The sequence below is a fragment of the Pseudomonas moorei genome (assembly GCF_042846945.1).
Lineage (GTDB): Bacteria > Pseudomonadota > Gammaproteobacteria > Pseudomonadales > Pseudomonadaceae > Aquipseudomonas > Aquipseudomonas moorei.
In genome coordinates this window covers 4229022-4242156 of the sequence record NZ_AP035776.1, presented here as the reverse complement: position 1 = coordinate 4242156, position 13135 = coordinate 4229022, and the positions used below count along the sequence as shown (strand labels likewise).

Below are 13135 nucleotides of genomic sequence, written 5' to 3'. Positions count from 1 at the left end.
GTCCTCTCCTCAAAGAGCCTCCGGGGATTGCAACAAGCGGCGGACTTCGCTCAAGAATCGCGCGCCATAATGCCCGTCGCTGACTCGATGATCGGCGGACAGACTGCTGATGACCGTCGGCAGGACACACAGCTGTCCATCTTTTACCCAGGGCCGTTCGCTGATCCGACCGAAGCCGACCAACGCCACTTGGGGTGGGTAGATCACGCCCAATACGCTGTCCACGCCCTGATCGCCGAGTTGAGTGACCGTTATCCCCGCACCGCCCAACTCGGAGCTGCGCAGGGAACCGCTGCGGGCACGTTCTACCAGGCTGGCCAGTTCACCCATCAAATGAATCAGGGGGGTGTCGGCCACACGATGCAGGACCGGGGCCACCAGCCCGCCCTGGCGCAAGGTGATGGCCACCCCAAGGTCAGTATCGGGTGCTGGCGTGAACGCATTGTCGCGCCAGAAGCCGTTGAGCTGAGGATAGTTGCGCAGGGCCAGCGCCACCGCTTTGAGCAGCAATACACTGGGCAGCAGGCGCTCCTGAAGCGTGCTTTGCGCATTGTGGACCTGCAGCCAGGCCATGGCGTTATCCAGGGCGATCGTGTCGCTGAGGTAGTAATGGGGAATCTCGCGTTTTGAACGACTCATGGCCGCAGCGATCGTGCGACGCATGGCCTGCTCAGGGTCAGGCGTGGGCGCCACACGCGCCGCTGTTTCAATGTCTTCCAGGGTAATGACGCCCTGTGGACCATGGCCTTTCAATTCGCCGGTACTGATTCCCAACTCGGCAGCACGCTTGCGCGCCGCGGGAGAAATCCGCGGGCGCCGCTCAGTGGACGGTTGCTCTTCGATCAGCAACGGCGCGGGCGACGCTGGTCGTTGCACACTTTGCGCACTTTCACCCGGTTCCAACAACCAGGCAATGGCGGTACCGACAGGGACCTTGGCCCCGATATCGATCAGCAGTTGCAAAACCGTGCCGTCATGCCAGCACTCCACGTCGATGGCCGCCTTGGCGGTATCGACGACGGCGATGACCTGCCCCGGTTTGACCACATCGCCCGGCTGGACTTTCCATTCCAGCAACTTGCCTTCATCCATGTCCGCGCCCAGGGAAGGCAGTTTGAATTCGATCATGCTGCTCCCCCTGACAGGCCCTGGCACAGGGCATGCGCCGCCGCAACGATGCTCGACACTTGTGGCAGTGCCGCCTCTTCCAGATGCCGGGGATAAGGTATCGGCACCTCGGCGCTGCACACCCGTGCCGGCGGCGCATCCAGCTCGAAGAAGGCTTGTTCGATGATCCGCGTGATGATCTCGGCGGACAGGCTGCCACTGCGCCATCCCTCATCGACCACCAGGGCTCGACGGGTCTTGCAGACGGACGCCATCAGCGTCTTGTCATCCAGAGGGCGCAGTACCCGCAGGTCGATGACCTCGCAATCAATGCCCTCCCCGGCCAGTTGTTCGGCGGCCTCCAGGGTTTTGCCGAGCATGCCGCCATAAGCGATCAGGCTCAGGTCCTTGCCGGCACGGCGTACCTTGGCGCAACGGATGTCCACGGCGCCCCACTCGCCTGTATCGCCCTCCAGATTGTAGAGCTGGGCATGTTCGAATATCAGCACCGGGTCCGGGTCCAGCAGCGCGGGCCAGAGCATGCCGCGCGCATCTTCGACGGTCGCCGGTGCAAGGATTTTCAGCCCGGGAATATGAGCGTACCAGCCTTCCAGGCTGTGGGAGTGTTGCGCTGCAAGCTGACGTCCGGCACCGGTCGCCATGCGCACGACCAAGGGCACGGAAAACTGCCCGCCGGACATGTGCCTCAAGGCGGCAGCGGTATTCATCAGCGGGTCCAGGGCGAGCAGGCTGAAGTTCACGGTCATGATTTCCACAATCGGCCGCATGCCGCCCAAAGCCGCGCCGATACCGGCCCCCACAAAACCCAACTCGGACAGTGGCGTGTCGCGAATGCGCTCAGGGCCGAACGCTTCGAGCAAACCCAGTGAGACGGCGTAGCTGCCACCGTAGCGGCCGACGTCTTCGCCCATCAGAAATACCCGCGGGTCCCGCTGCAGCGCTTCACGCATAGACTCGCGCAATGCTTCGCGATAGGTCATTCGGATGCTCATGACGTCGCCCCCGGTGTGTACACATCACGGGACAGATCCTCTAGCGGTTCCAGAGTGCCGCTCTCGGCAAAGGCAACGGCGGCCTCCACTTCAGCGTCCACCTGAGCCAGGATCGCCAGAAATCCAGGTTCGTCCAAAAGGCCTTCTGCCTTGAGTTGGGCGCTGTATGTATGAATCGGTCCACGGCGCTTCCATTGCTCTACCTCTTCCTTGTCCCGGTAAAGCTGTGGATCGAACATCGAGTGAGCACGGAACCGATAAGTACGAAACTCCAGGAAAAAAGGCCCATGCCCGGCGCGGATGTGTTCAACCGCCTGACACGTTGCTTCATACACGGCCACCACGTCCATGCCATCCACAGACCGGTTGTCGACGTTGTACGCCGAGGCCTTCGCACACAGGTCGGTTTGCGATTGTGAACGCTCCAGGGCAGTCCCCATCGCATAGAGATTGTTTTCGCAGCAAAACAGCATCGGCAGTTGCCACAATGCGGCCAGGTTGATGGACTCATGAAAGGCCCCTTCGGCCATCGCGCCTTCGCCAAAGAAACAGGCAGACAGGCGCGATCCACCTTGCATGCGCTCAGCGAGCGCCAGGCCGACCGCCAGCGGCAAGCCACCTGCGACGATGGCGTTTCCGCCGAAGAATCGTGTATCGGCATCGAACAGATGCATGGAACCACCACGCCCTCGCGAGCAGCCTTCCTGGCGACCATACATCTCGGCCATGATCGCGTTCATCGCAACCCCCTTGATCAGGGCGTGGCCATGCTCACGATACGTCGCGACCACCGCATCGTTGTCGGCCAGTGCATGCAGAACGCCGACGGCGACCGCCTCCTCGCCGATGTACAGGTGCAGAAAACCACGAATCTTGCCCTCCCCATACAACTCACCCGCCCGCTCCTCGAGCCGGCGGATGCGTACCATGTCCCGTAACAGGTCGAGAGCGAACTCCGGGGCCAGCCGTGGCAGGTTCATGACGGACGCTCCATGCTGGACGTGTCGCCTTCAGGCAAACCCAGTTCCCGGGCCTTGAGCAGACGCCGCATCAGCTTTCCGCTGCGGGTGTGTGGCAGCACCTCGACAAACTCCAGCTCCTTGGGCGCTACGACCGCTCCCAGGCGCTTGCGTCCATGACCAAGCAACTCGTCGTGCAGGACCTGGCTGGCAGTGAATCCGGCCTTGAGTGAAACAAAGGCCTTCACGGTTTCACCCAGCAGCGGGTCGGGCTTGCCAATCACCGCGGCCTCCGCCACGGCCGGGTGCTCCATGAGGGCGCTTTCGACTTCGAACGGACCGATCAGGTGCCCGGCCGACTTGATGACATCGTCGCTGCGGCCAATAAACCAGTAGTAGCCATCGGCATCGCGACGCACCAGGTCGCCGCTCAGATACCACTCTGCGACAAAGCAGCGACGATAGCGCTCCTCCTGCCCCAGGTAGGTTCGGAACATCGCAGGCCATGGCTGCTTCAAGGCAAGATCACCGACCTCGTTGTCCCCCAGAAACACCAATTGCCCCTCGTCGCCCCGTGCCACGATGGCTGCTTCTACGCCCGGCAGCGGCTTGCCCATGGAGCCTGGCTTGATGGGCATGGCGACCGTGTTGGCGATCATGATGCCGCCGGTTTCGGTCTGCCACCAATTGTCGTGGATCGGCAGCCCAAGCACCTCTTGGCCCCACCAGACGGCCTCGGGATTGAGCGGTTCGCCGACACTGGCAATGAACCGCAGGCTCGCAAAGCGATGGCTGCGCGCCAGCGCTGCACCGGCTTTCATCAACAGGCGAATAGCCGTAGGGGCTGTATACCAGACCGTTACCTGTTGTTTCTCAAGTATCCGGTACCAACGCTCGGCATCGAACTCACCGCCCTCCACCACACTGGTGACGCCAAGCAACAACGGCGCAAAAATCCCATAGGACGTCCCGGTCACCCAGCCCGGATCGGCCGTGCACCAATAGACATCGTCGGGGTGCAGGTCCAAGGCATATTTTCCGGTGACGCGGTGAGTCAGCACCGCACCATGAACATGCAGCACGCCTTTCGGGGTGCCCGTCGTGCCGCTGGTGAAATGTAAGAGTGCGGGGCTGTCGCTTGTTGTCGATGCGATGGTGAACGCCTCTTCCGCCTGTGCCAGCAGTTGATGCACATTCAGCGTCCCTTCCAAAGGCGCTATTTCCCCACCCCCTTCGTCATACAGCAGAACATGCTTGAGTGCCGGCAAGCGCTCGCGAATAGCCGCGACTTTGCGGCGGTAGAGGCTTTCGCTGGTCAGCAACACACTGGCTTCGCCAAGACGCAGGCGGGTTTCTATGGGTTCCGGGCCGAATGCGCAAAATAATGGCGACACCACGCAACCCAGTTTCAGGCCCCCGAGCACACCGAGATAGAGCTCCAACCCCCGGTCACAGAGCACAAACAATCGCTCGCCCGGCATTACACCCAGCGTTTTCAATACGTTGGCAAAACGGTTGGTCTGGATGCTCAGTTGGGCGTAGCTGATGTCGCGACCGCTGCCATTGCGATCAAGAATGCGCAATGCCGTATGCAGTCGATTCTTGCCCTGCGCGTGCCGATCCACGGCTTCAAAGGCGAGGTTCAAACCGCCTCCCGGCAAACCAGCCAAAGCGCTGGCTTCGCTCTGCCATGAAAAGGCCTCTCGCGCTTGCACGCTATCGATCCAATTCGGCGTCAACGGCAAGTTCGCCAGGGTTTTCTCAATGAGCGGCGGATGCATGATTGCCCCCTTCAGTCGCGTACTGTTCAACCGAGTCAGCCACCCTGGCGGGTGCCCACTCATCGCCATCACTCAGGAAACGCCGGCTGGGCGGGTGATTCCTTTTCGGGAATGTCGGTGATGGTCGCCTCGGTCAACAGCAGGATGCTGGCGACTGAAACGGCATTTTCGAGGGCGATGCGCACCACTTTGGTCGGGTCGATAATGCCGGCTTCGTACATGTCCACGTAGCGATTGGCGGACGCGTCGAAACCAACGTTGCCGGGTTCGGCCAGCATGCGCGCGACCACGACGCCAGCATCGACGGCCGAGTTCTCGGCAATGAGCCGGGCCGGCGTTTCCAGTGCCCGACGCAGAATCTGCAGGCCGGTCCTGGCATCTCCCTCATACCGCGCTTCCTCGGCGGCGAGGATCGGCACGGCCTTGAGCAGCGCCAGGCCTCCTCCCGGAACAATGCCTTCCGAGATCGCTGCCCGTGTCGCGCTGATGGCATCATCGAGTGCGTCTTTGCGGGCTTTCATTTCCGCTTCCGAAGGCGCACCGACACGAATCACCGCGACACCGCCGGACAACCTCGCCAAGCGTTCCTGGAGTTTTTCACGGTCGTAATCGCTGGTGGTGCTGTCGATTTGCGCACGGATCTGCTGCAGGCGCGTTGCGATGGCCTCGGGGCTTCCTGCACCGCCAATCAACGCGGTACTGTCCTTTTGCACCACGACTCGATGCGCTCGCCCCAACTGGCTCAATTCCATCTGTTCAAGGGTGATGCCCAGGTCATTGGACGCCACCGTTGCCCCGGTGAGAATGGCGATGTCCTGGAGCATTTCCTTGCGTCGATCACCAAAGCCCGGTGCTTTGATCGCTACGGCCCGCAGGACACCGCGTATCTGGTTGACGACCATCGTCGTCAGCGCTTCACCTTCGATGTCGTCGGCAATCAGCACCAGCGGCTGTCCGCTTTTGGCAATGAGTTCAAGCAACGGCAGCAAGTCTTTGAGGGCACCGATCTTGTGGTCACAGAGCAGCAGGTAGGCATCGTCGAGTTCGACCTGCATCTTCTCGGCGTCCGTGACGAAATAGGGCGAGACATAACCCCGGTCAAAACGCATCCCTTCCATGACCTCGACCACGGTTTCGGTGGTCTTGGACTCCTCGACGCTGACGACGCCTTCAACGCCGACCTTTTCCAGCGCGTCTGCCACCAGTTGACCGATCACGGCATCGTTATGCGCCGACAGCGTGGCGACCTGAGCTTTTTCCCTGGGTGTGCTGACCGGGCGCGACTGGGCTGCCAGTGATGCCACGACCAGCGACAGCCCCAGATCCAGGCCGCGCTTGAGGTCAATTGCACTGGCACCGGCAACGACGTTGCGTATGCCATCGGCCAGGATGGCATGGGCCAGTACCGTTGAGGTACTGGTGCCGTCCCCGACCGCTTCGCCTGTGCGTTCCGCCGCTTGTCGCAGCATTTGGGCGCCGAGGTTTTCCTCGGGATCGAGCAGGTCGATGCGCTTGGCGATGGTCACGCCGTCATTGCAAACCGTCGGATTGCCCCATTTATTCTGGATCAGCACCGATTTCGATTTCGGTCCCAGCGTCACGCGTACGGCGTCCGCCAACTGTGTGGCGCCGCTCAGGATTTTCTCGCGAGCAGTCGCGCGAAACACGATTTTGCTGTGGGCCATCAGGGTGCACTCCTGCCAGTTCGCTAACAAATGCCTTCCTGCAGCTTGTAGGAAATGCCCCCTGAGACCTTGACTTTTATCAACAATGTCAGCCCATCGCCGCGCCCTTTTCGGCACCTCCGCAGGTCAGTCTCCGCAGCGGTTAGACCGACTGTCAGCACTCGCCCCCGAGTTGATAAAAATCAAGCCGGGCGACCAGAAATCGAGTCCCAATGGATGGGCGAAATCCACAACGGTTGGATTTTTTCGATCTCACAGGCGAGGAAAAAAACCATGGACAAGTATCAACAGAGCCAGAAAAACCAACTGTTCAAGACGGATACCCACGACCCTTATCGTTCGCAGCGCTTTGAAGGTTCCGCCAAATGCCCACAGTGCGACTCGGTTTACCATGCCGGCAACTGGACCTGGAAAAGCCCTGAAAACACGGTGATCCACGACGCGCAATCAGTGACGTGCCCGGCATGCCGACGCATCGATGACAACATGCCTGCGGGTACGCTGACGCTATCGGGCAGCTTCTTGCTCAACCATCGCAATGAAATCATCAACCTGATCGAAAACACCGAGAAAAAGGAAAAGGCCGATCATGCCCTGGAGCGCATCATCAAAATGACCGACTCAGGGGATGACTTGATCGTCACCACCACCGGCATCCATCTTGCCAGTCGCCTGGGCCATGCACTGGAAGCCGCCTACAATGGCGACTCTGACTACCGGTACGGCGATGATGAGTATGTTTTGACCGTCAGTTGGAAGCGTGACGAATAGCACCAGGCATGGTTGTCGCTGACCCTGCCTGGATCAGCCCTGGCGCTGCGGTTTGCTTGAAACCGGGCGCCCTGGGCAATCAAGCCAAATGGCAATCGCCATTCACCTGCTAGTTCCTGATCAAGTCCGGTTCCAGCTGCCGCGCCTCTTCGACGGCTTTGGGCGATTGGGCGCCCGCTGGCAGTTTGATCGCCAGGACGCTGCAACCGGCGCCTTCGAGAATCCCTTCAGCGGTCAAGCCAATATCGGACGCCAGCAGATGGTGATTGGCCGCGCCAATGACCAACAGGTCGTAGGCACTGCGCTGCAGGTAAAAACGAATGGCATTGGCCGGAGCACCAGGGATGAAGTGACGATGTTCACTGGCGATACCATGCTGACTGGCCAAGGCATCGAATGCCCGCTTGCGGGCCTCATACAAGGACAGGTCACCATGATCGCTGGCACCGCTGTCGTAAACGCTGATCAGGTGCAACGCAGCACCACAGGCGTTCGCCAGGTGCCGCGCAGCCTCAATGATCGAGTGATTGCCGTTGTCCTCAGCCTTTGCCTGAAACGCCATGTCGACCGCGACCAGAAACTTGCCGCAGGTCTGGATCGGCCCCGGCCGGACGAAAAGCACGGAGACCGGACTGGCACTCAATAACTCCCAATCCAGCGCTGACAATCCGGGCCGCGCCTGCATGTCCTTGATGATCAAGTCCGCTTCGACGCGTTGCGCGTAGGCAGCGCACTCCACCGCGCTGGAACAGATCACGTCTGGGTGGACCTCCACGCCCTTGGCCTGCAGGCGAATGCTTTCGCTCTTGAGCCATTGGTGACGCTGCGCCATCACCCGTTCACGTGCCATGTCAGGGCTTTCTGCGCCCGTCTGGCTGGCGAGCTCAGCCCCGTGAGGATCGATGAACGCCGTGAGGTGCAAGGGCACACCCAGGGTCAATGCCAGATGACCGGCATATTCCAGGCCGGCGCTGTGGACCGCCTGGGGATAGGCGAGAAAAAGCAAACGCATTGGAAGGAACATTTCACACCTCAGCATCGGATGAAACAGTCGGCATCCCTGCGTAAATGCAACATGCGCCACGCTCAACCGCACGCAGCAACTCTTTGGCGCGAGAACAGGGGCGGCCTGGGCGCTACCCGGAACATTTCGACAACTTGACTCACAGTGTGAGGCGCGTGGCCAATTCGGCATTGGGCACCCACAAGGTATTGATGCAGACCGTCTCGTCCGCTTCCGTCACCGGTTCAAGGGACACCGGATCAAACCAGTGCCTGTTGACCATGGCCAGGCGAACAATACCGTTCTTGTCGAGAAGCGCCTGAGCCAGGCATTGGCACAAGGACCGAGGCAGCGCGCTTTCGAGGGGGGCCATGTCGGATCCTTCAAGCTCAATCTCCAAACGCGCAGTGCATGTCCCCACCAAGTCCTGCACCGTATAGGAGGCATAGCGAAACGCCGTGAGATATCCCACCGTCAGCGTCAGCAAAATTGACATCAGGATGGTGGCCTCGCGTTTCCAGGACCTTGTGCCTGGCCAGCGAAGCAGCCTGAGCACGGTACCCCGGCCCCAGTGCCCGACCGCGTGAACCCCGCTGATGAGTTTGTCGTAAGCCATGACCGGATCTCGCGCCCATGTTTATCAAAAGCATGGCGCTGATCGCCGTAGGGCGTTTGATCTGGATCAACCTGCGTGCAGCGGGGCATCGTTGGATGACGTCCGGTGCCATTTGGCAACGATCCGGTTTGTGGGGGGGACCGCCAGGTTGAACGGCTGGCGCCGACAAGAATCCACTGGACCTGAGTCTTCAAGGTTTTGCGGACAAATGAATTTTTAAGGCAATAAAAAACCCCGCAGACGTTAATCTGCGGGGCTTTTAATAGTGGAGGCCGAGGTCGGAATCGAACCGGCGTAGGCGGATTTGCAATCCGCTGCATAACCATTTTGCTACTCGGCCTCAAAACATCTGCTGTCAGTAGCACAACAACAAATGCGTACAAACCTGGGTGAGATACCACACATTGATTAGTGCCTATCTCATTGAAAACATTGAACTTTTTCAGCGGTCAGTGCTTTCGATGGCGTGAATTATGTACTCATTTCTTGAGGCTGGCAACCCCTTGATTTCAAAAAAAATTCTGGGGCCTGGTTTCATTACTCCAACGAGGTGCGATCCCCTTCCGCTGCGGCGCAATCACCCCCATGGCCCCATACAAGGCTGGAAAATGACAGCCTATGACTCGATTAGCGGGTTTCGATCACTCGAGCAGATCATGGCGTCAGCCGGTAAGTGGACTGCACCAGACCCGAGGGAAAACAGCGGCTGGACACCAGCTTCAAATCTACATCTTGCTCAAGGCCACCGAACAATGGCCTTCCCGACCCGATCAGCACCGGCACGGTGGTGATTACCATATCAGCGACTAACCCATCGCGAAGGAATGATTGCACCAGCTGCCCGCCATCGACATAGACCCGGCGCATGCCCTGTCTCTCCAGCTCTGCCATTACCTCCTTCGGAGCGAGGTTGGAAAATCGCAGTTTGCCCTCGAGCGCCTCGGGCACCGGCGAATTGGCCAGTTGTTCGGACAGCACCACCACGGGCAGGTCGTAGAACCAGCTATCGAAGGTCCGCACCTTCTCATAGCTGCCCCGCCCCATCACGATCACATCCTTGTCGGCGATGAAGGCTGAGTAGCCATGATCCTCGGTCTGATCATCGCGTTGCAAAAGCCAGTCAATGTCGCCATCGGGGCGGGCGATGAAACCGTCCAGACTGGTGGCGATGAAAACATGTGCGGTGGTCATCTTCAGGGGCCTTTTTTGAGGGACAGGGGTAAAGCTCGATCGGGTTGTTGGGGGATGCACGCCGGACATCTGTAGCCGCCCGACCTCGAAACATCAACGGATCAGCGAACTCGCCAGCAACGCCTCCAACCCCATCGGTTTGGCGAAATAATAACCCTGGGCCTGCCCTGCGCCCATTTCACGCAGCAAGTCCAGTGTCGCCTCGTCTTCGACACCTTCGGCCACCACACTCAGGTCCAGCGATTCGGCCATCCGCACAATCGCCCGGACGATCGCGCGACTGCGGGCACTGGTGGTCAGTTCAAGGATGAACGACTTGTCGATCTTCAAGCCGCTGAAACGGTATTGATGCACATAGCTCAGGGATGAGAACCCGGCACCGAAGTCATCGAGCACCACCGACATGCCGTTGTCGGCCAATTGCTGCATGGTCAGTCGGGCGATCGCCGGCTCGGCAACCAGCGCACCTTCGGTCAACTCCAGGCAGATCCGCGACGGCGAGACCTGATACCGCGCCAGCAACGCAAGTACATCATTGGCGAAGTCAGGCCGCGTCATGCTGTAGCTGGAGCAATTGACGTGCACTGGCGGCCAATTGGCGTGCCGTGGCTGTGCGAGGATCACTGCAACGCTGGTGAGCATGTAAAGATCCAGCCGCCCGATCAGTCGTAAGCCCTCGAAATCCGGCAAAAACTCGCCCGGCGCGATCACCCGGCCGCCGGGCTGATGCCAACGCACCAGCGCTTCAAGGGCCAACAGTTCGCCGCTTTCGACGCTGACAATCGGCTGGAAATACGGCAGCAGTTCGTCGGTACGCTTGAGCGCGTTGCGCAAGGCCCCTTCTCGCTCAACCTGGTCCGAGACTTCACGGCGCACTTCCTGGTTGAACACCGCGTAGCTGTCGCGCCCGGCACTCTTGACCCGGTACATCGCCGCGTCGGCATCGCGCAGCAAGTCGGCTGGCTCGTGATGGAACTGGCTGTCGGCGCTGACAATGCCGATGCTGCAGGACGAAAAAACTTCATGGCCATTGATGAAAAACGGCAGGTCGAACGCCACCAGGATCCGTTCAGCGATGTCGATCAACACATCCAGCGGTGCCTCGGGCGCCAGCACCGAAAACTCATCGCCGCCCAGGCGAGCCAGCATGTCGGTGTCGCGCAGGCAACCGCGCAGACGGTGGGCGGCCTGCATCAACAGCAGGTCGCCAAAATGGTGACCGAGGCTGTCGTTGACCAGTTTGAAACGGTCGAGGTCGATGAACATCACCGCCAGGTGCCCGCCTTCGCTGCCGAACCGCGTCCACGCCAGATTGAGACGCTGTTGAAGGTAGGTGCGATTGGGTAGCCCGGTCAGGGCATCGTGGGAGTTTTCGTGTTGCAACTTGGCATTGGCGTGATCGAGTTCGCGGGTGCGGCTCTGCACCCGGGCTTCCAGCTTGAGGTTGGCGGCATGGATCGCTTCGGCCGCCGTGCGTCGCGACAGTGCAGTGTCAATGTGGCGCGACACAAAGGTCAGCAGTTCCTGGTCACGCAGGGTGTAACGCACCTGGGAGGTATAGCTTTGCACCGCAAGCACGCCACGCACGACGTCGCCATCGAACAAGGGAATGCCCAGCCACGAGTAGGATCGGACAGACTCCTGGGCAATTTCAATTTCGCCGACTGCGGACAAGCGTTCAGCTTCGCCGACGTCAATCAGGCAAGGTCGACGCTGGCGAATGACGTACTCGGTCAAACCGCGACGACCACGCCGCGCCGGCGGGCAGGTCGTCTGCCGCTCATCGACATAATAGGGAAAGGTCACTTCACTGGTCGCGTCGTCGAACAGCGCGATGTAGAAGTTCTGCGCGAACAGCAGATCACCGACGATGCCATGCAAGGATTGAAACAACTCAGCCATGTCGCCCGGTTGGCTGGACAATTCTGCAATCTGGAACAACGCGCTCTGCAGATGCTCGGCTCGCTCCCGGTCGGCCACTTCCTGCCTCAGTGCATCGTTGACTGCCGACAGCTCGAGGGTGCGACGTATCACCGTCTCTTCAAGGTCCTCGCGGTGCAGAATCCGGTCCAGGGCCATGGCGACGTGGCGCGCCACCACAAGGAACAGCGCGCGGTCTTCAGCGCTGTAGATACGAGAAACGTCGTAGACCTGCATCGCGAGCATGCCAAACACGTCATCCGATGCGTTTTTCAACGGGGCGCCCATCCAGAACTCGGGACGGTCACCCACGCAATAGAATCGGCCTTCGGCCTCAGCCGCGAGGATGCCGGCGGCATCGATCAGCAATGGCTGCTCGGAGGTCAATACCTGGCCGGTCAACGACAGGCGCGCGCGGTCCAGGTATTCGTAGTTTTCGGCCTCCAGGGCATCGACGTCGATGATGTCGACGTAATACGGGTAGTCAATCTTGCCCGTGCGCGGGTCGTACAACGCGAGATAAAAGTTCTCGGCATCGATCAGGCTGGCCAGCAGCCGGTGTACCCCTACGAGAAATACTGAGCGATCGCGGGTCGAACTGGCCAGGTAGGTAATTTCATACAGCACGCGCTGGGTAATTTGCGCACGGGCCAGGGTATTGGTCTGCAGCTCAATGCCCAGGCGCAGGGCAAACTCGGCGAGCGCCGGTTGCGCAGGATCATCGACTGGCGCCAACAACCAACCCAGTACACCTTCCCCTCTGCCGGTCGGCCAGCGTTGCAAGCGCCGGTTCGAGCAAAAGGCTTCAAACGCTTCGTTTGCGACGCTGGATGGCCACTGCATCCCTGGGTCGCCCTGCCCGACCAAATGCATTTGCTCACCGGCGCGGTAAACCGCCCACCCGGTGGTGTGGGCCCAGTGACGCGCTGAGTCCAGCAGTTGTTCGATCGTGTCTTCGTTGCCAGCGTATGTCATCCCGACCGTATCCGAGTTCCCTTCCAGTTGAGATGCGGCCACGTCGCAGCCTTTCGATTGTCTCGGGAGGTCTGTCAAAGGACGAAAACCCATCAACGCTCCCTGAGCCAAAAA

The 13135-nt window shown here is 60.2% G+C and carries 10 protein-coding genes and 1 tRNA gene; 1 reads left to right on the top strand and 10 read right to left on the bottom strand.

The annotated features are described in order from the left end of the window. Positions 1-9: 9 nt before the first annotated feature. From ACGJAX_RS19955 to groL, 5 genes are all read right to left on the bottom strand, one after another. Complete coding sequence (locus ACGJAX_RS19955; protein WP_390955831.1) at positions 10-1128, bottom strand: 2-oxo acid dehydrogenase subunit E2; 1119 nt, start codon at positions 1126-1128, stop codon at positions 10-12. Next, positions 1125-2120, bottom strand: coding sequence for a pyruvate dehydrogenase complex E1 component subunit beta (locus ACGJAX_RS19950; RefSeq protein ID WP_390955830.1), 996 nt, complete (start codon positions 2118-2120; stop codon positions 1125-1127). The genes ACGJAX_RS19955 and ACGJAX_RS19950 overlap by 4 nt, the downstream gene beginning before the upstream one ends. Further along, positions 2117-3100, bottom strand: a complete 984-nt coding sequence (gene pdhA, locus ACGJAX_RS19945) for a pyruvate dehydrogenase (acetyl-transferring) E1 component subunit alpha (protein ID WP_390955829.1) — start codon at positions 3098-3100, stop codon at positions 2117-2119. The genes ACGJAX_RS19950 and pdhA overlap by 4 nt, the downstream gene beginning before the upstream one ends. Further along, complete coding sequence (gene acsA, locus ACGJAX_RS19940) at positions 3097-4860, bottom strand: acetate--CoA ligase (RefSeq protein ID WP_390955828.1); 1764 nt, start codon at positions 4858-4860, stop codon at positions 3097-3099. Before acsA ends, pdhA begins: the two co-directional genes overlap by 4 nt. A gap of 68 nt (positions 4861-4928) precedes the next feature. Beyond that, a complete protein-coding gene (gene groL, locus ACGJAX_RS19935) occupies positions 4929-6545 on the bottom strand; it encodes a chaperonin GroEL (RefSeq protein WP_390955827.1) in 1617 nt (538 codons plus the stop codon). Between the two features lie 273 nt (positions 6546-6818). Between groL and ACGJAX_RS19930 the strand changes: the two genes are divergently transcribed. Next, entirely contained in the window at positions 6819-7316 is a 498-nt protein-coding gene (locus tag ACGJAX_RS19930) for a BCAM0308 family protein (protein WP_390955826.1), read from the top strand. 109 nt (positions 7317-7425) lie between these two features. Here ACGJAX_RS19930 and ACGJAX_RS19925 read toward each other — a convergent pair whose 3' ends face one another. The 5 genes from ACGJAX_RS19925 to ACGJAX_RS19905 form a co-directional block, all read right to left on the bottom strand. Then, the gene (locus tag ACGJAX_RS19925; protein ID WP_390955825.1) at positions 7426-8328 is read right to left on the bottom strand and encodes a universal stress protein; all 903 of its coding nucleotides are present in this window, start codon (positions 8326-8328) and stop codon (positions 7426-7428) included. A gap of 151 nt (positions 8329-8479) precedes the next feature. Further along, positions 8480-8935: a hypothetical protein gene (locus tag ACGJAX_RS19920; RefSeq protein WP_247257443.1), complete on the bottom strand. Its 456-nt coding sequence runs from the start codon at positions 8933-8935 to the stop codon at positions 8480-8482. Positions 8936-9201: 266 nt separating this feature from the next. Then, positions 9202-9275, bottom strand: a tRNA-Cys gene (locus ACGJAX_RS19915). Between the two features lie 314 nt (positions 9276-9589). Further along, positions 9590-10126 (bottom strand): dihydrofolate reductase family protein, encoded by a 537-nt coding sequence (locus tag ACGJAX_RS19910; protein ID WP_090322603.1) that lies wholly within the window; start codon positions 10124-10126, stop codon positions 9590-9592. 93 nt (positions 10127-10219) lie between these two features. Beyond that, the gene (locus ACGJAX_RS19905; RefSeq protein WP_390955824.1) at positions 10220-13114 is read right to left on the bottom strand and encodes an EAL domain-containing protein; all 2895 of its coding nucleotides are present in this window, start codon (positions 13112-13114) and stop codon (positions 10220-10222) included. Positions 13115-13135: the final 21 nt, after the last annotated feature.

Bases quoted from the DNA above. Each gene is read 5' to 3' on its own strand.
- ACGJAX_RS19955 (WP_390955831.1), bottom strand. From the start codon at position 1,128: ATGATCGAATTCAAACTGCCTTCCCTGGGCGCGGACATGGATGAAGGC.
- ACGJAX_RS19950 (WP_390955830.1), bottom strand. From the start codon at position 2,120: ATGAGCATCCGAATGACCTATCGCGAAGCATTGCGCGAGTCTATGCGT.
- pdhA (WP_390955829.1), bottom strand. From the start codon at position 3,100: ATGAACCTGCCACGGCTGGCCCCGGAGTTCGCTCTCGACCTGTTACGG.
- acsA (WP_390955828.1), bottom strand. From the start codon at position 4,860: ATGCATCCGCCGCTCATTGAGAAAACCCTGGCGAACTTGCCGTTGACG.
- groL (WP_390955827.1), bottom strand. From the start codon at position 6,545: ATGGCCCACAGCAAAATCGTGTTTCGCGCGACTGCTCGCGAGAAAATC.
- ACGJAX_RS19930 (WP_390955826.1), top strand. From the start codon at position 6,819: ATGGACAAGTATCAACAGAGCCAGAAAAACCAACTGTTCAAGACGGAT.
- ACGJAX_RS19925 (WP_390955825.1), bottom strand. From the start codon at position 8,328: ATGCGTTTGCTTTTTCTCGCCTATCCCCAGGCGGTCCACAGCGCCGGC.
- ACGJAX_RS19920 (WP_247257443.1), bottom strand. From the start codon at position 8,935: ATGGCTTACGACAAACTCATCAGCGGGGTTCACGCGGTCGGGCACTGG.
- ACGJAX_RS19910 (WP_090322603.1), bottom strand. From the start codon at position 10,126: ATGACCACCGCACATGTTTTCATCGCCACCAGTCTGGACGGTTTCATC.
- ACGJAX_RS19905 (WP_390955824.1), bottom strand. From the start codon at position 13,114: ATGGGTTTTCGTCCTTTGACAGACCTCCCGAGACAATCGAAAGGCTGC.